Source organism: Streptomyces sp. NPDC038213 (genome assembly GCF_055600495.1).
The window spans coordinates 133177-149800 of sequence record NZ_JBVJYM010000015.1 but is presented as its reverse complement, the minus strand read 5'-3'; the positions used below and the strand labels follow the sequence as shown (position 1 = coordinate 149800).

12 protein-coding genes are annotated in these 16624 nt (G+C 72.4%); 4 read left to right on the top strand and 8 right to left on the bottom strand.

Annotated features, from left to right (window positions below; genetic code table 11):
* Window positions 1-98 precede the first annotated feature (98 nt).
* Window positions 99-830, bottom strand: coding sequence for an L-ribulose-5-phosphate 4-epimerase AraD (araD, locus tag ACZ7JZ_RS21605; protein ID WP_470941548.1), 732 nt, complete (start codon window positions 828-830; stop codon window positions 99-101).
* A 309-nt stretch (window positions 831-1139) separates the two neighbouring features.
* On the opposite strand from araD, the gene ACZ7JZ_RS21600 reads away from it, so the two are divergent.
* Complete coding sequence (locus ACZ7JZ_RS21600; protein WP_470941546.1) at window positions 1140-2216, top strand: LacI family DNA-binding transcriptional regulator; 1077 nt, start codon at window positions 1140-1142, stop codon at window positions 2214-2216.
* 59 nt (window positions 2217-2275) lie between these two features.
* On the opposite strand, the gene ACZ7JZ_RS21595 is transcribed toward ACZ7JZ_RS21600, so the two are convergent.
* The 5 genes from ACZ7JZ_RS21595 to ACZ7JZ_RS21575 all read right to left on the bottom strand — a co-directional run bounded on the left by ACZ7JZ_RS21595 (window position 2276) and on the right by ACZ7JZ_RS21575 (window position 8160).
* Entirely contained in the window at window positions 2276-3400 is a 1125-nt protein-coding gene (locus ACZ7JZ_RS21595; protein ID WP_470941544.1) for an aldose epimerase family protein, read from the bottom strand.
* 17 nt (window positions 3401-3417) lie between these two features.
* Window positions 3418-4440 carry a galactofuranose ABC transporter, permease protein YjfF gene (gene yjfF / locus ACZ7JZ_RS21590; protein WP_470941542.1) on the bottom strand — a complete coding sequence of 341 codons (1023 nt, stop codon included), beginning with the start codon at window positions 4438-4440 and terminating at the stop codon, window positions 3418-3420.
* Window positions 4437-5537 (bottom strand): ABC transporter permease, encoded by a 1101-nt coding sequence (locus ACZ7JZ_RS21585; RefSeq protein ID WP_470941540.1) that lies wholly within the window; start codon window positions 5535-5537, stop codon window positions 4437-4439. The genes yjfF and ACZ7JZ_RS21585 overlap by 4 nt, the downstream gene beginning before the upstream one ends.
* Window positions 5534-7069: a sugar ABC transporter ATP-binding protein gene (locus ACZ7JZ_RS21580; RefSeq protein WP_470941538.1), complete on the bottom strand. Its 1536-nt coding sequence runs from the start codon at window positions 7067-7069 to the stop codon at window positions 5534-5536. The genes ACZ7JZ_RS21585 and ACZ7JZ_RS21580 overlap by 4 nt, the downstream gene beginning before the upstream one ends.
* A gap of 92 nt (window positions 7070-7161) precedes the next feature.
* Window positions 7162-8160: an ABC transporter substrate-binding protein gene (locus ACZ7JZ_RS21575; RefSeq protein ID WP_470941536.1), complete on the bottom strand. Its 999-nt coding sequence runs from the start codon at window positions 8158-8160 to the stop codon at window positions 7162-7164.
* A 386-nt stretch (window positions 8161-8546) separates the two neighbouring features.
* Here ACZ7JZ_RS21575 and araB point away from each other — a divergent pair, with 386 nt between their 5' ends.
* The 3 genes from araB (at window position 8547) to ACZ7JZ_RS21560 (ending at window position 14103) form a co-directional block, all read left to right on the top strand.
* Window positions 8547-10232: a ribulokinase gene (araB, locus tag ACZ7JZ_RS21570; RefSeq protein ID WP_470941535.1), complete on the top strand. Its 1686-nt coding sequence runs from the start codon at window positions 8547-8549 to the stop codon at window positions 10230-10232.
* A 94-nt stretch (window positions 10233-10326) separates the two neighbouring features.
* On the top strand, window positions 10327-11838 hold the full coding sequence (araA, locus tag ACZ7JZ_RS21565) for an L-arabinose isomerase (protein WP_470941533.1): 1512 nt from the start codon (window positions 10327-10329) through the stop codon (window positions 11836-11838).
* A 540-nt stretch (window positions 11839-12378) separates the two neighbouring features.
* Window positions 12379-14103 carry a glycoside hydrolase family 6 protein gene (locus ACZ7JZ_RS21560; RefSeq protein WP_470941531.1) on the top strand — a complete coding sequence of 575 codons (1725 nt, stop codon included), beginning with the start codon at window positions 12379-12381 and terminating at the stop codon, window positions 14101-14103.
* Window positions 14104-14187: 84 nt separating this feature from the next.
* On the opposite strand, the gene ACZ7JZ_RS21555 is transcribed toward ACZ7JZ_RS21560, so the two are convergent.
* Window positions 14188-15228 carry a LacI family DNA-binding transcriptional regulator gene (locus tag ACZ7JZ_RS21555; protein ID WP_470941529.1) on the bottom strand — a complete coding sequence of 347 codons (1041 nt, stop codon included), beginning with the start codon at window positions 15226-15228 and terminating at the stop codon, window positions 14188-14190.
* A gap of 178 nt (window positions 15229-15406) precedes the next feature.
* Complete coding sequence (locus tag ACZ7JZ_RS21550; RefSeq protein WP_470941527.1) at window positions 15407-16618, bottom strand: ROK family transcriptional regulator; 1212 nt, start codon at window positions 16616-16618, stop codon at window positions 15407-15409.
* Window positions 16619-16624 lie beyond the last annotated feature (6 nt).

The following is a 16624-nucleotide window of genomic DNA, read 5'->3' as shown; positions in this document are numbered from 1 at the left end:
CGGGTCCGTGGGAGCGCTCCCATCAAGCCAGCGGCCGGACGGTCCGTCAAGACCGCCGGTCTGAGGGCGGGTTGGGCCGCGGCGGGCCACCCCCAGGCCTACCGGGTGTGAGCGGCGTTGCCGTAGTAGGCGTCCGGCCCGTGCTTGCGGGTGAAGTGCCGCTCCAGCAGATGCCCCGGCGGTTCGGACGTGCTTCCGAGGCGGGACCCCAGCGCCAACGTGTGCAGCGCCATCTCCGCAACGGCTTCGCAGACGACGGCGTGCTCCAGCGCAGCCGTCGCGGAGGCACCCCAGGTGAAGGGGCCGTGCCGTGAGACGAGCGCTCCGGGGACCTCGTCGGCCCGGTGCCCATCGCCGTCGAGCAGGTCGACGATCACCTGCCCGGTGTTGTACTCGTAGTTCTGCGCGCACTGCTCGGCGGTGAGGTCCGCCGTCACCGGCACGGGACCGTTGAAGGTGTCGGCGTGCGTGGTGCCGAGCACGGGTATGGGGCGGCGCGCCTGGGCGAAGGCGACGGCGTGCGCCGAGTGCGTGTGGGTGATGCCCCCGAGGGAGGGGAAGGCCCGGTAGAGGCACCGGTGGGTTTCGGTGTCGGTCGACGGCCGGAGGCGTCCGTCGACGACCCGCCCGTCCTCCAGCGCAACGACCACCAGATCCCCCTCGGTGAGTTCGGCATAGGGGACCCCGGACGGCTTGATGACGAAGACGCCCGCGTCACGATCCACTCCGCTGACGTTTCCCCAGGTGAGGGTGGCCAGGCCGGCCTCGGGGATACGCAGGTTGGCCGCGAGGACCTCGCGACGGAGGTCCTTGAGGTTGGGCTCGCTCACTGCAGCTCTCACCGTCTCTCCGGTATGCGCGGCGGCTTCTCGGGCCGGCGTCGGCAGGCCCGCGGTCGCGCACGCGTGTGGGCAGGACTGATCGGGGGCGCGACATGCTGCGCTGCTGCAGCTCCCCCGGGCTGATTGTGAGCGCTAACAAGCAGGATTCTCAATACCTACGTGGAGATTCCCCTCCCCACCCCGTAGTGAGCGCGGCATAATGTGAGCGCAAACAATCCACTCACCCCCCTCGCCTGCCGAACGGCCCGGGTGTGTGCGGGCCGCGACGGGTTCGATACCTTGAGGGAAGGCCGCTCGATGAGGAGAGGAAGAGAATTGACCCAGGTCCCGGACGTCTCGCGAGCGCCCACGATGGCCGACGTCGCGCGCGTTGCCGGCGTGTCCCACCAGACCGTTTCACGGGTGCTCAGCGACCACCCGAACGTGAGCGCCAAGACCCGCGCCGCCGTGACCGAAGTCATCGAGCAGCTGGGGTACCGGCGCAACTCTGCGGCGCGGGCGCTGGTCACCCGGCGGACCCACACCCTGGGCGTCATCGCGGTGAACACCACTCTGCACGGACCCGCAAGCACCGTGGCGGGAGTGCAGGAGGCGGCCCGTGACCGTGGCTACCTGACCTCGGCCGTCACCCTGCGGACCGCCACGCAGACGGCCCTCGCCGAGGCCATGCAGCACCTCGCCGGGTGGGGCGTGGAGGGGATCGTCGCCGTCACGCCGCAGCGCGCGGCGGTGCGCGCCCTGGCGGCACTGGAGGCACCCTGCCCGGTGGTCACCGTGGAAGGCGGCCACACCCTCGACCTGCCCGGGGTGTCCCTGGACCAGAACCTCGGCGCCCGCCTTGTCACCGAACACCTCCTCGCGTCGGGCCACGCCACCGTGTGGCACGTGGCGGGACCGTCCGACTGGCTGGAGAGCGAGGCCCGCACGCAGGGCTGGGAGGACACGCTCCGTGAGGCCGGCGCCGAGGTGCCGCCCGTGCTGCGCGGCGACTGGAGTCCGCTGTCGGGGTACCAGGCGGGCCAGCAGCTCGCGGGCCGGTTCCTGGCCTCGCGGGGGCGGGGAGCCGGCCTCACCGCCGTGTTCGTGGCCAACGACCAGATGGCCCTCGGAGTCCTGCGGGCCTTGCGGGAAGCGGGCCTGCGCACACCGGAGGACGTGGCCGTGGCCGGATTCGACGACATCCCCGAGGCGGAGTTCTTCCCGCCTCCGCTGACGACCGTCCGGCAGGACTTCGCCCTGCTCGGACGCGAGAGCATCGGCCTGCTCCTGGACCACATCGAAGGCCGGACCGACGAGTCGACGCACCTGGTGGTGGCGCCCGAGCTCATCGTGCGCGCCAGCACGGCCCGCAGGATCGGTCCGCCGGGCGGATGAGCCGCAGCCGCCGTCCGGTGCCCCGGCAGCACCGGACGGCGGCTGCGGCCGCCGCGCTCTCAGACGGTGACCGTGGTGAACCGGTGGACCGTTGTCGACCGGTACACCTCACCCGGGCGCAGTACGACCGCCGGGTAGTCGGGTCGGTTCGGCGAGTCCGGGTAGTGCTGGGTCTCCAGCGCGACGCCCGCATAGGCCTGGTAGGGCCTGCCCCCCTTGCCCGTGATGTCACCGGTCAGCCCCTGGGCGGTGTAGACCTGGATTCCCGGTTCGGTGGTGAGGACGTCCATGCGGCGGCCGGAGGCGGGTGCGTACAGGACGGCGGCCTTCAGCGGACGGGCCCGCCGGGCGCCGGCGAGGACCCAGTTGTGGTCGAAACCGCCACCGGCGAGGGCCAGTTGGGCGTCCGGCCGGGTCAGGACGTCGGAGAGCCGCCTGGGCCTGCGGAGATCGAACGGCGTGCCGCTGACCGCGCGTTGGGGGCCGTCGGGGATCAGCTCGGCGTCGACCGGGGTGTAGGAGGGGGCCTCGACCTGGAGGTGGTGGCCCAGGACGTTGCCGCGCCCCTCGCCCTCGAGGTTCCAGTAGGCGTGGTTGGTGAGGTTGACGACGGTCGGCGCGTCGGCGACCGCGTGGTACGACAGGGTCAGGTTGTCCTGCCGGTCCAGCGTGTAGGTGACGCGGACGTCCAGGGCGCCCGGGAACCCCTGGTCGCCGTCGGGGCTGTGCAGGAACAGGCGGACGCCGGTGCGGTGCGCGGAGTGGAAGGGTTCGCACCGCCAGACCCGCTGGTCGAACCCGTCGGGACCGCCGTGGAGCGTGTGCCCGTTCTCCTGGGCGGCGAGCCGGTGGGCGACTCCGTCGAGGACGAAACCGCCGCCCGCGATCCGGTTGGCGCAGCGGCCCGCCGTCGCGCCGAAGTAGCGTGCGGAGCCCCCGCAGGCGCCGGCGTCGCGGGGGGCGAGCACCACATCGGCGTGGTAGCCCCAGCGGTCGGGCAGGATCAGCGAACGGAGGCGGGCGCCGAGCGTGTGGACCTCCGCGCAGGCCCGGCCCGGGAAGCCGAACCGCCACCGCTCGCCCGCTCCCCCGTCGCCGACCCGCAGGGGGCGGTCCGTCCGCGGACCGGCGGTGGCCTGCCCGGGCCCGGCGGCCCGGCCGGAGGACTCGCGTAAAGGTTCCATGGAACGGTCCCCTCGGGTCAGTGGGCGCCGGGGCGGCGTCCGGTCATCAGCCGTTGCAGCACGATGAACACGAGCAGCAGTGCGCCGATGACGATGCGGGTCCACCAGGAGCTGAGCGTTCCCTGGAAGTTGACGACCGTCTGCATCAGCCCGAGGACGAGGACACCGAGGGCGGTGCCCAGAACGAAGCCGGAGCCTCCGGTGAGCAGCGAGCCGCCGATCACCGTGGCGGCGATGGCGTCGAGTTCCATGCCCATGGCGTGGAGGGCGTAGCCGGAGAGCATGTAGAAGGTCAGCAGGAGGCCGCCCAGAGCGGAGCACAGGCCGCTGACGGCGTACACGGCGATCTTGGTGGGGCCCACCGGCAGGCCCATCAGGCGCGCGGACGACTCGTTGCCCCCCAGCGCGTACACGTTGCGGCCGAAGCGCGTGTGGTGCAGGACGACGAAGGCGGTCACCAGCACGGCCAGGGCGATGACCACCGGGATCGAGACGAACAGCCCTCCCGGGCCGTACAGACGGGTCTGCGCGATGCCCGCGGTGGCGGGGTCGCTGATCGTGATGGATTCGGTGCTGATCGTGTAGCAAAGCCCGCGGGCGAGGAACATGCCCGCGAGGGTGACGATGAAGGGCTGGATGTCGAAGGCGTGGATGATCCAGCCCATGAGGGTCCCGCCGGCGGTACCGGTCAGGAGGACCAGGGGGATGACGGCGGCCAGGGGCCAGCCGTGCGACTCGATCAGCCAGGCGGTGAGCATGGTCGACAGGGCCACTACGGAGCCGACGGACAGGTCGATGCCGCCGGTGAGGATGACGAACGTCGCCCCGACCGCGACGACCAGCAGGAACCCGTTGTCGATCAGCAGGTTGAGCAGGACCTGCGCGGAGAAGAAGCCCTCGTAGCGCACCGAGCCGACGCCGAACATGGCGACCAGCAGGACGGCCGTGACGATCAGCGGGATGCGGGTGCGCGTGCGCGGGGACACCGCTGCGAACGGGCGGGTGGGCTGCGCGGCGGCGCTCGCGGTACCGGCGCTCATGCGCCTACCTCCTGGTGCTGCGGGGCGGGGCCCGCCGTCTCGTGGGGTCGGGGAGCGCCCGTCCTGCGGCGGCGCAGGGTCTTGGCCCGGAAGGCCGGTGACTGCACGAGGCAGACCGCGATGACGACGAACGCCTTGAAGACGAGGGTGGTCTCGGGCGGGACGCCGAGGGTGTAGACGGTGGTGGACAGGGTCTGGATGGTCAGGGCGCCCAGGACGGTGCCCCCCAGGGAGAAACGTCCTCCGGTCAGGGCGGTGCCGCCGATGACGACCGCCAGGATCGCGTCGAGTTCGATCCACAGGCCGGCGTTGTTCCCGTCGGCGCTGGACACGTTCGAGCTGATCATCAGCCCGGCGACGGCGGCGCACAGCGCACTGAAGACGTACACGAGGGCGAGCAGGCCGCCGGCGCGGATGCCGGCCAGGCGGCTGGCGGCGGGGTTCCCGCCCACGGACTCGATCAGGAGGCCCAGTGCGCTGCGGCGGGTGACGAAGGCGGTGAGCGCGACGAGCGCTGAGGCCAGGAGGACGGCGAAGGGGAGGAACAGCCAGTATCCGCCGCCGATCATCTTGTAGGGGGCACTGGTCACGGTGATGATCTGTCCGTCGCCGATCAGCTGGGCGACGCCCCGGCCCGCGACCATGAGGATCAGCGTGGCCACGATGGGCTGTACCCCCAGCCCGGCGACCAGGAGGCCGTTGGCGAGGCCCAGTACGAGGGCGACGCCGAGTGCGAGGGCGACGGCCGTGGCCGTGGTGGCCACGCTGCCGGGCTGTGCGGCGGCGGAGATGTGCCCGCAGGCCAGGGCGCCGGCGATGGCGACCGTGGAGCCCACCGAGAGGTCGATGCCGCGGGTGGCGATGACGAGGGTCATGCCGAGCGCCACCAGGACGAGGGGTGCCCCGAACTGGAGGATGTCGATGAGGCTGCCGTAGAGGTGGCCGTCGCGTACGCGGACGGCGAGGAAGCCGGGCTGGAACGCGAGGTTGCCGAGGAGCAGGGCGAGCAGGGCGAGCGCGGGCCACAGGAGCCGGTGGCCGGCCAGCCGTCGCCCGACTCCGCCGGCCGCGGGGTACCTGGCGGGCTGGGGGGTCATGGGGCCGCTCCGGTGGCGATGGTGGTGAACACGCGGTCGGGTGTGACGCTCTCGTCGTTCGCGAAGGCGGCCACCATGCGGTGGTCGCGGAGCACGGCGATGCGGTGGCTCAGGCGCAGGACCTCTTCGAGCTCCGCCGAGATGAACAGCACGGCGGTGCCTTCTCTCGCCAGGCGGGCCACCAGTCGCTGGATCTCGGCCTTGGCTCCGATGTCGATGCCCCGGGTGGGCTCGTCGAGGATCAGGAGCCGCGGTGCGGTCAGCAGCCAGCGGGCGAGGAGGACCTTCTGCTGGTTGCCGCCGCTGAGGTGGCGGATCTGTGCTTCCGGGTCGGCGGGGCGGATGTCCAGGGCTTCGATCCAGTGCCGCGCCAGTTCGTCCTGCTGGGCACGGGCCAGCGGCCTGGTCCAGCCGCGGGCGGCCTGCAGGGCCAGGACGATGTTCTCGCGGACCGTGAGCTCGCCCACCAGCCCCTCGGACTTGCGGTTCTCGGAGCAGAACGCGATGCCCCGGGCGATGGCGTGGCGGGGGGTGCGCAGGACTGTCCTCTCGCCGTCGATGCGCACTTCTCCGGCATCGGCGCTGTCCGCGCCGAACAGGAGGCGCGCCGCCTCGGTGCGGCCCGAACCCAGGAGGCCGGCCAGTCCGACCACCTCTCCGGCGTGGATGTCGAGGTCGTACGGTTCGATCGAGCCCGTACGGGCCAGCTGTCGTGCCCGCAGGAAGGGTGCGCCGGACGTCCGGGCGGCCGCCTCCGCCGCGGCGCGGCCGGACAGCTGGTCGAGGGCGGCCAGTTCCCCGCCGATCATGCGCTGCACCAGCGTCACCGGAGTGAGTTCACCGATGGGGTACTCGCCTTCCAGACGGCCGTTGCGCAGGATGGTGACGCGGTCGCACAGGTCGAACACCTGGTCCAGGAAGTGCGTCACGAACAGGACGGCCACACCGCGGTCCCGCAGCCGCCGCACCAGGGTGAAGAGCTGGGCGACCTCCTCCCGGTCCAGGCTCGAGGTCGGTTCGTCCAGCACGAGCACCTTGGCGGAGAGGTCCACCGCCCAGACGATCGCGACCAGTTGCTGCACCGCCAGTGAGTGCGAGCCGAGCGGGCTCGTGACGTCCAGGTGCAGGTCCAGCTCCGTCAGCAGCTCCGCGGCCCGCCGCCTCGTCTCGGACCAGCGGATGAGACCGAACCGGCGCGGTTCGCGCCCGATGAGGATGTTCTCGGCGACCGAGAGGTTCGGGCAGAGGTTGACCTCCTGGTACACGGTGCTGATTCCGGCGTGCTGCGCGTGGAGGGGGTCCGTGAACGCATGGGGGCGGCCGTCGACGAGGATGCTTCCGCCGTCCGCGGGGTGGACGCCGGTGAGCACCTTGATCAAGGTGGACTTCCCGGCGCCGTTCTCGCCCATCAGGGCGTGCACCTCACCGGGGAAGAGCCGCAGGGCGACTCCGTCGAGGGCGAGCACGCCCGGGAACTGCTTGCGGACGCCCTGGGCTTCCAGGACCGGCCGCGGGGTGGACGGGGATGCCATCCGCCCTCCTGTCATGGGTCGGTGGTGGAGCGGGATCCTGCCGGCGGGGCGGCACCGGGGCCGGGACTGCTCCGGCACCGGAACCCGCCGCGTCAGTAGGTCCGGGACGGCAGCGCTGCCGCGGCCTCGTCCTGCGGGAAGACGCCCTCCTCGGTCTCGACGCGCTTCGGGACGGTCTCCCCCGCCACGACCTTCCGGGCCAGCTCCATCAGCTGGCCCCCGAGCATGGGGTTGCACTCCACCACGACGTTGATCTTGCCCTGGGTCATGGCGACGAAGGCGTCCCTGATCCCGTCCACCGAGATCACCTTGATGTCCGTGCCGGGCTTCCTGCCGGACTCCTCGATGGCCTGGATCGCGCCGAGGGCCATGTCGTCGTTGTGGGCGTAGAGGACGTCGATGTCCTCCTGGGACTTCAGGAACGCCTGCATGACCTCCTTGCCCTTGGCGCGGGTGAAGTCCCCCGACTGCGAAGCGACGATCTTGAACTTGCCGTCGGTGCGGATGGCGTCGGCGAATCCGGCCTTGCGGTCGTTGGCGGGTGCGGAACCCGTGGTGCCCTGGAGCTCGACGATGTTGACCGGCCCCGGCTGGTTCGCGTAGGCGCCGGTCAGCCACTCGCCCGCGGACTTGCCCTCCTTGACGAAGTCGGAGCCCAGGAAGGTCTTGTAGAGGGAGGTGTCCGCGGTGTCCACGGCGCGGTCGGTGAGGATCACCGGGATGCCCGCGTCCCTGGCCTCCTTGAGCACCGTGTCCCAGCCGGATTCCACCACCGGCGAGAACGCGATGACGTCGACCTTCTGCTGTATGAAGGTGCGGATCGCCTTGATCTGGTTCTCCTGCTTCTGCTGGGCGTCGGAGAACTTGAGCGTGATGCCGGCCTTCTTCGCAGCCTCCTGGACCGACTTGGTGTTGGCCGTGCGCCAGCCGCTCTCAGCACCGACCTGGGCGAATCCCATGGTGATCGGGCCCCCGGAACGCTTTGCGGCCCCGGCGGCCGGGGCGGATCCGGGGCCTTCGGTCGAGCAGGCGGTCAGGGCCGAGGAGGCGAGGAGGGCGGCGGTGAGGACGAGAGCTGCTCTGCGGGCCATGAGGGGTGTCCTTTCGGGTGTGCGGAATGCGCCGTGCAGTGCCGTGCCGGGTCGGGACACGACGAGGTCGGGGCCCGGGCGGGCAGGAGGAGTGCCCCGAAGCAGGCGCCGTCGCATTGTGAGCGCTAACAAGCCTCGTTCTCAACCCCCTTGCACGCATTACCTGTCCACTATCCTCGGGATCCCCCGGCCGTGTCGGCGCTGATGCACCAGCAGATCGCGCAGCCCGCGCACATGAATCGCGTCAGCATCTTGCCCGCGGTCATTGTTAGCGCTCACAATTGCAGCCCTCGGCCTGTCGGCCCGACTGCCGGGACTACCGGCCCGGCATCTCCGGTCGGCCGCTGGGCCGCCGGTCGCCCCGCCCTCCTTCGAAAGGCACTCCGTTGACCCCACCCCCTCCCCCCGCGCCCGCCGCAGCACCCGAGCAGTACACGGTCGGCGTCGATTTCGGCACGCTGTCGGGCCGCGCCGTGGTGGTCCGGGTCCGCGACGGCCGGGAGCTGGCTGCGGCGGTCCACACCTACCGGCACGGCGTCATCGACCGGCAACTGCCGCACGACGGTGCGCAGCTGCCTCCGGACTGGGCCCTGCAGCACCCCCAGGACTGGCGGGACGTGCTGCGCCACGCCGTCCCGGAGGCGGTGGCGGCGGCCGGGGTCGACCCCGCCGCGGTGATCGGTATCGCCACCGACTTCACCGCCTGCACCGTGCTCCCCACGCTGGCCGACGGGACCCCGCTCAGCGAGACCGGCCTGGCCGGACGGCCCCACGCCTGGCCCAAGCTGTGGAAGCACCACGCGGCCCAGCCGCACGCCGACCGCATCAACGAACTCGCCCACGCCCGCGGCGAGAAGTGGATCGCCCGCTACGGCGGCCGGATCTCCGCGGAGTGGCAGTTCGCCAAGGCCCTCCAGGTGCTGGAGGAGGACCCCCTCGTCTACGAAGCCTGCGCGCGGTGGATCGAGGCCGCCGACTGGATCGTGTGGCAGCTCACCGGGACCGAGTCCCGCAACGCCTGCACCGCCGGCTACAAGGGCATCCACCAGGACGGCGCCTACCCCGGCGAGGACTACCTGGCGGCCCTGAACCCGCGCTTCGGCGACTTCGCACGCACCCGGCTCGCCTTCCCCCTCGCCGCCCAGGGCTCACGCGTGGGCTCGCTCAGCGCCGAGGCGGCAGCGTGGACCGGGCTGCGCGCCGGGACCGCCGTGGCCGCGGGCAACGTCGACGCCCACGTCACCGCCGCGGCTGCGCGGGCCGTCGAGGACGGCCAACTGCTCGCCATCATGGGGACCTCCACCTGCCACGTCGTCAACGCCCCCGTCCTCGCCGACGTCCCCGGCATCTGCGGTGTGGTGGCCGGCGGGATCGTCGAGGGGGCCTACGGCTACGAGGCCGGCCAGAGCGCGGTCGGCGACATCTTCGCCTGGGTACTGGACCAGGGCGTCCCGCCGGACTACCTCGCCGAGGCCGCCGGCCGCGGCGAGGACCTGCACACCCTGCTGACCCGCAAGGCCGCCAGGCAGCCCGTCGGCGGACACGGCCTCGTCGCCCTGGACTGGCTGAACGGCAACCGCTCGGTCCTCGTCGACCACCACCTCTCGGGAGTCATCGCGGGCCTCACGCTCGCGACCCGCCCCGAGGACGTCTACCGCGCCCTGCTCGAAGCCACCGCGTTCGGCACCCGCGTCATCGTGGAAGCCCTGGAGGCGGGCGGCGTACCGGTGCACGAGTTCATCGTCGCCGGCGGACTGGCCAGGAACGAACTGCTGATGCAGATCTACTCCGACGTGCTGCGGCGCCCGGTCTCCCTCGCCGCGTCCGACCAGGGCCCCGCCCTCGGGTCGGCCATCCACGCCGCCGTCGCCGCCGGAGCCCACCCCGACGTACGCACGGCCACCGCCGCCATGGGCCGCCGGCTGCCGGCCGTGTACACGCCCGACGCGTCCCGGGCCGACGCCTACGACGCCCTCTTCGCCGAGTACCGCCTCCTGCACGACCACTTCGGCACCGGCGGCCTGCTGCACCGCCTCCGGGGCATCCGCGACACCGCCCGCACCGCGCTGTGAAAGCAGCCCCCGCAGCCCGTTCCGCACACCCGCACCCCCCTCCGCACGCCGCCCCCGCCCGCCCCCTTGCGGGACGCCACCCCCAGGAGCACATGTGACCAGCCGCACCTCCCCCGCCCGGGACATCTGGTTCCTCACCGGCAGCCAGGGCCTGTACGGGGAGCAGACACTGAAGCAGGTCGCCGACCAGTCGCGGCAGATCGCCGCCCTGCTCGCCGACGTCTCCGGCCTTCCCGCACGCGTGGTGTGGAAGCCGGTCCTGACCGACGCCGAGGCCATCCGCCGGATCTGCCTGGAGGCGAACGCGGACGACCGGTGCACCGGGCTCATCGCCTGGATGCACACCTTCTCGCCGGCCAAGATGTGGATCGCCGGACTGGACGCGCTGCGCAAGCCGCTGCTGCACCTCCACACCCAGTCGAACGTGGCCCTGCCCTGGGACACCATCGACATGGACTTCATGAACCTCAACCAGGCCGCCCACGGCGACCGCGAGTTCGGGCACCTCCAGACCCGGCTCGGGGTGCCCCGCAAGACCGTGGCCGGCCACGTCGCCGACGCGGGCACGACCTCGCGCGTCGCCGTCTGGGCACGGGCAGCGGTCGCACGGTCCGAACTGGCCGCCCTCAAGGTCGCCCGCTTCGGCGACAACATGCGCGACGTGGCCGTCACCGAGGGGGACAAGGTCGAGGCCCAGCTGCGCTTCGGCGTCTCCGTCAACACCTACGGGGTCAACGACCTGGTGGAACTCGTCGACAGCGCGGACGACACCCGGGTGGACTCCCTCGTCGAGGAGTACGGGGACCTGTACCGCCTGGCGCCGGAACTGCGGCCGGACGGCGAGCGGCACGGCTCACTGCGGTACGCGGCCCGCATCGAGGCCGGCCTGCGCACCTTCCTCGAAAGGGGCGGCTTCGGGGCCTTCACCACCAACTTCGAGGACCTCGGCGGACTGCGCCAGCTGCCCGGACTCGCGGTCCAGCGGCTCATGGCCGAGGGCTACGGCTTCGGCGGGGAAGGGGACTGGAAGACCGCAGTCCTGCTGCGCGCCCTGAAGGCGGCCGCCGCCGGCCTCCCGGGCGGAACCTCCTTCATGGAGGACTACACCTACGACATGACGCCGGGCAGCGAGCTCATCCTCGGCGCGCACATGCTCGAGGTCTGCCCCACCCTCGCGGCGGCCGGGCCCGCCTGCGAGATCCACCCCCTCGGCATCGGCGGGCGGGAGGACCCGGTGCGCCTGGTGTTCGACGCGGCCCCCGGCCCGGCCGTGGTCGTCGGCCTCGCCGACCTCGGCGACCGCTTCCGCCTGATCGCCAACGACATCGACGTGGTGGCGCCGCCGCATCCGCTGCCCCTCCTGCCGGTCGCCCGCGCCGTCTGGCGTCCCCGGCCGGACCTGCGGACCTCCACCGAGTCCTGGCTGACGGCCGGCGGGCCGCACCACACCGTCCTCAGTTCGGCCCTGACCTCCGAGCACCTCGACGACCTGGCGGAGATGCTCCGCATGGAACTCGCCCTCATCGACGGGAGCACCACTGCGCAGCAGTTCCGGCGCGAGCTCCGCTGGAACCAGGCCTACCACCGGCTGGCGCTGGGGCTGTGAGCCGTTCGGCGCCCGGCGCGTCCGAGCAGTTGCGCGTACGCGCCCATGGCGGGGGCAATCTCCGCCCGGGCCCGGAACCGGTGGTGGGCGAAGACGGGCGCGGCGCCGCCCGCGAGGTACGCCGCACACGTCCTGGACTGACTGGGAGCGCTCCCACTGTGCAGGCGTGACGGGGCGCCGTCAAGACGTCCGGACAGTCCGGGCAGGCATCGAGGTATTTGCTCGATTCCTCTTTCCTTCGGTGTCCGCTGGCGCTACGGTCTGGGCCGCAACAAGTGGGAGCGCTTCCATCCGTCGGCGCCCCGTCAAGGCGCACCCTGCCGCACGTAGGAGCCCGTGCACCTCACCGCCCCCGGCGGAGCGGTACACGCCTCGTCCCGTGACGGTCTACCCGGCGGTCCCGGCACCGCCTGCAAAGAACCGCGCAAGAGGAACAGCCCTTCCCGAATTCGCCCCGGTCACGGACCGCGTTCCCCCGCACTGTCCCCCTTCGGCACTGGGCTGCGCTGCAACCGGCGCGCCCTGAACGAAAGGCACGACATGAGCCGCACAGTCCCCCGGACCGCCTTGTTGGCGGCCTTGAGCCTCATCACGGCCGCCGGCGCCACCGCCACCGCATTCGGCACCACTTCCGGTGCCGCCGCGGCCGGCTGCAGGATCGACTACCAGGTCTCGAACCAGTGGAACTCCGGATTCGGCGCCAACGTGATCGTCACCAACACCGGTGACCCGGTCGCCTCCTGGACCGTGGAGTGGTCCTACGCGAACGGCCAGCAGGTCACCCAGGGCTGGAACGCCACCCTCACCCAGTCCGGGGCCGCGGTCACCGCGAAGAGCATGTCCTACAACGGCTCCCTGGCCACGGGCGGTTCGACGTCCTTCGGCTTCAACGCTTCGCACACCGGCACCAACACCGTCCCCGCGACGTTCAAGCTGAACGGCGTCACCTGCAACGGTGCCACCGAGCCGACCCAGCCCCCCACCACACCGCCGACCACGCCTCCGCCCACCGGCGGCAAGGTCGACAACCCCTACGCCGGCGCCAGGATGTACGTGAACCCCGAGTGGTCGGCCCATGCCGCCGCCGAGCCCGGCGGCAGCAGGGTCTCCCACCAGCCCACGGCCGTCTGGCTCGACCGCATCGCCGCCGTCACCGGCGCGTCCGGCAAGATGGGCCTGCGCGCCCACCTCGACGCGGCTCTGGCGCAGAAGGGCAGCGGTGAACTCGTCGTCCAGTTCGTGATCTACAACCTGCCGGGCCGGGACTGCTCGGCGCTCGCCTCCAACGGCGAACTGGGCCCCACCGAGATCGACAAGTACAAGACGCAGTACATCGACCCCATCGCCACGATCCTCGCCGACCCCAAGTACGCGGGTCTTCGGATCGTCACCGCGGTCGAGATCGACTCCCTGCCGAACCTGGTCACCAACGTGTCCGGGCGGCCGACGGCCACCCCCAACTGCGACGTGATGAAGGCCAACGGGAACTACGTCAAGGGCATCGGATACGCACTGAACAAGCTCGGGGCGATCGCCAACGTCTACAACTACGTGGACGCCGGCCACCACGGCTGGCTCGGCTGGGACGACAACCTCGGCGCCTCCGCCGAGATGTTCAGGCATGCCGCCACCTCCGAGGGCTCCACGCTGGCCAACGTGCACGGCTTCGTCGTCAACACCGCCAACTTCAGCGCCCTGAAGGAAGACCACTTCACGATCGACGGCTCCGTCAACGGCACCCCCGTGCGCCAGTCGAAGTGGGTCGACTGGAACCGCTACACCGACGAACTGTCCTACGCCCAGGGCATGCGCAGCAAACTGGTCTCCCTGGGCTTCGACCCCAACATCGGCATGCTGATCGACACCTCCCGCAACGGCTGGGGAGGCACCGCCCGGCCCACCGGCCCCGGCCCCTCGACCAACGTCGACACGTACGTCAACGGCGGCCGGTACGACCGGCGCATCCACCTCGGCAACTGGTGCAACCAGTCGGGCGCCGGGCTGGGCGAGCGGCCGAAGGCGGCCCCCGCAGCCGGCATCGACGCGTACGTGTGGGTCAAGCCGCCGGGCGAGTCGGACGGCGCGAGCAGGGAGATCCCCAACGACGAGGGGAAGGGTTTCGACCGGATGTGCGACCCGACCTATACGGGCAACGTGCGCAACGGCAACAGCATGTCGGGGGCCCTCCCGAACGCACCGCTGGCCGGGCAGTGGTTCTCCGCCCAGTTCCAGGAGCTCATGAAGAACGCGTACCCCGCGCTGTGACGCACCGCCGGTAGAGGCCCGGGGCCGTACGGAACCGTCCGCGTTCCGTACGGCCCCGGGCCGAACCGCGCCCCGCCCCGGCCCTCACGAAGATTCCCGCACGATCAGCTCCGTCGGCAGGATCCGCTGCAGTTCGTCCCCCGCCACGGGAGCCGCGCCGTGCCTCTCCCCGATCCTCTGGAGCAGCAACCTGGTCATCGTGCGGCCCATCTCCTCGATCGGCTGCCGCACGCTCGTCAACGGCGGATCCATCAGGCGCGCCACCGCCGAGTCGTCCACCCCGACCAGCGCCACGTCCTCGGGGACCCGCCGCCCCGCCTCGCGCAGCGCCGCCCGCGCACCTGCCGCCATCACGTCCGACGCCGCGAAGACCGCGTCCAGCCCGGGATCGCGCGCCAGGAGCTCGCGCATCGCCTGCCGGCCGCCCGCCTCGGTGAAGTCCCCGGCGGCCGTCAGGGCCTCGTCGGGCACGATCCCCGCCTCGGCGAGCCCCGCCAGGTAGCCGCCGAGCCGCGCCCGGGCCGCGTACATGTCCTGCGGCCCCGTGATCGTGGCGATCCTGCTGCGGCCACGGCCCACCAGGTGGGCGACGGCCGCCCGTCCCGCGCCGACGTTGTCGGAGTCCACGTAGGCCGCCGCCTCGGCCGCCGAACGCCGCCCGTTCATCACCAGCGGCACCCCCAGCCCCGTGATGAGGGCGGGCAGCGGGTCGTCCCCGTGCACGGAGGCCAGCAGCACGCCGTCGACCCGCTGCGCGGCCAGGTAGTGCGCGAACCGCTGCCGCTCCGCCCCGGTGCGGACCAGCGTGAGGAGCAGTTGCTTGTCCGCGACCGCCAGTTCGGTGCTCACCCCGCGGATCAGGTCGAGGAAGTACGGTTCGGCAAACACCCTGGCCTCGGTCTCCGGGATGACGAGGGCCACCGCATCGGTCCGGCTGCCGGCCAGGACCCTGGCCGCCTGGTTGGGTACGTACCCCAGCTCTGCGACGGCACGGGCAATGGCTTCCCGCGCCTGCTCGCTCACTCCCGGGGCTCCGTTGATGGCCCGCGAGACCGTACCCCGGCCGACACCGGCCAGTGCTGCGACCTGTTCCAGGGTGGGCCTGCCGTTGCGGCGTTCGCTCACGCTCCTGAACTCCCCTCCGTACCGACGCACTCGGGTCGGGCAAGCCGATGTATGCCCGCCCCGGCAGCAGTAGAACACGCTGCATACGAAACGGAGTTGTGGGTACGCCCGTCCACGGGTGCGCGACACAGGCCTTCACGGCGGCCTCGTCAGTGCGCGTACCGCTGACGCGCAGCCGTCAGGGCAGCGGGAGCCGCGCGGGGTCGGAGATGATCCGGTGGACCGTCGACCAGGCGGCACCCAGGACCGGGCCGCGCCGGCCGAGGGCGGAGGGCCGCACTGCTTCGGCAGGCCAGGGCCGGACGGTGACCCGGGCCGCCAGTTCGGCGCGCAGCGGCGGCAGGAGCCAGTCGGCCAGTTCGGCGTAGGCGCCGCCCAGGACCAGGGAGTCCGGGTCGATCAGGTTCACCGCCGAGGCCAGGGCGAGGCCCAGGGCCCGTCCGGCCCGGTCCAGGGCGCGCAGGGTCGCCGCGTCCGCGGCCCGGGCCCTGCTGCTCAGCAGGGCCACCGGGTCGCGCGCGCCGGCCAGCCCGGCCTCGCGCAGGACGGCTGCTTCGCCGGCGTACTGCTCCAGGCAGCCGCGGGCCCCGCAGGGACAGGGCGCGCCCTCGGGGTGCACGGGCAGGTGGCCGAGTTCGCCCGCGAAGCCCCGGGCACCCCGGAACAGCTGCCCGCCCAGCACCAGCGCGGCGCCGATCCCGGCCCCGGCGGAGACGTGGACGAACGTCTCGGCCGGGTTCCCCTGCTCCCGCTGCTCGGCGAGGGCGCCGAGATTGGCCTCGTTCTCGGGCTCCGGCACGCTGTCGGGGTCGGGCCAGTGGTCGGCGGGGCGGACGGCCTGCCAGCCGAGGTTGGGGGCGTTGGCGACCAGCCCCCCGGGGGCGTCCGGAACCACGCCGGGCACGGCCACGACCCGGCCCGCGACGCGCAGGCCCACGGCAGCGGCCTGCGACTCCGCCTCGGCGCCCAGCGCGGCCGCCTCGGCCAGGACCTGCGCGGGCGGCCGTCCCGCGTTGGCCTGCTCCACCCGGCGCCATACCCGCGGTGCGCCGCGCAGGTCCACGACGCACGCGGCGAGGTGGGCGACGCCGATCTCCAGCCCCAGGCCTGCGGGGCCGCGGTCGCTGAGGACCAGCGCCCGTCCGGGGCGGCCGACGCGTCCGCTGGGCGCGGCCTGCGCCTCGGCCAGCGCGCCGCGGGCGATGAGCTCGTCGACCAGGGAGGAGACGGCCGGCCGGGTCAGGCCCGTGCGGCCGGCGACGTCCGCCCGGGAGAGCGGGCCGTGCGCAGCCACTGCGCCCGTCACGACCGCCAGGTTCTGCCGGCGCATCCCCTGCTGCGAGGCGGGCCCGGCTTCCACGGCTCCGCCCGCCCTGCCCGTCCCCGCCATGTGCGC

What these genes read in the sequence shown, in the direction of transcription:
- ACZ7JZ_RS21600 (WP_470941546.1), top strand. Translation starts at nt 1,140, where the DNA reads ATGAGGAGAGGAAGAGAATTGACCCAGGTCCCGGACGTCTCGCGAGCG.
- yjfF (WP_470941542.1), bottom strand. Translation starts at nt 4,440, where the DNA reads ATGAGCGCCGGTACCGCGAGCGCCGCCGCGCAGCCCACCCGCCCGTTC.
- ACZ7JZ_RS21585 (WP_470941540.1), bottom strand. Translation starts at nt 5,537, where the DNA reads ATGACCCCCCAGCCCGCCAGGTACCCCGCGGCCGGCGGAGTCGGGCGA.
- ACZ7JZ_RS21575 (WP_470941536.1), bottom strand. Translation starts at nt 8,160, where the DNA reads ATGGCCCGCAGAGCAGCTCTCGTCCTCACCGCCGCCCTCCTCGCCTCC.
- ACZ7JZ_RS21560 (WP_470941531.1), top strand. Translation starts at nt 12,379, where the DNA reads ATGAGCCGCACAGTCCCCCGGACCGCCTTGTTGGCGGCCTTGAGCCTC.
- ACZ7JZ_RS21595 (WP_470941544.1), bottom strand. Translation starts at nt 3,400, where the DNA reads ATGGAACCTTTACGCGAGTCCTCCGGCCGGGCCGCCGGGCCCGGGCAG.
- ACZ7JZ_RS21580 (WP_470941538.1), bottom strand. Translation starts at nt 7,069, where the DNA reads ATGGCATCCCCGTCCACCCCGCGGCCGGTCCTGGAAGCCCAGGGCGTC.
- ACZ7JZ_RS21550 (WP_470941527.1), bottom strand. Translation starts at nt 16,618, where the DNA reads ATGGCGGGGACGGGCAGGGCGGGCGGAGCCGTGGAAGCCGGGCCCGCC.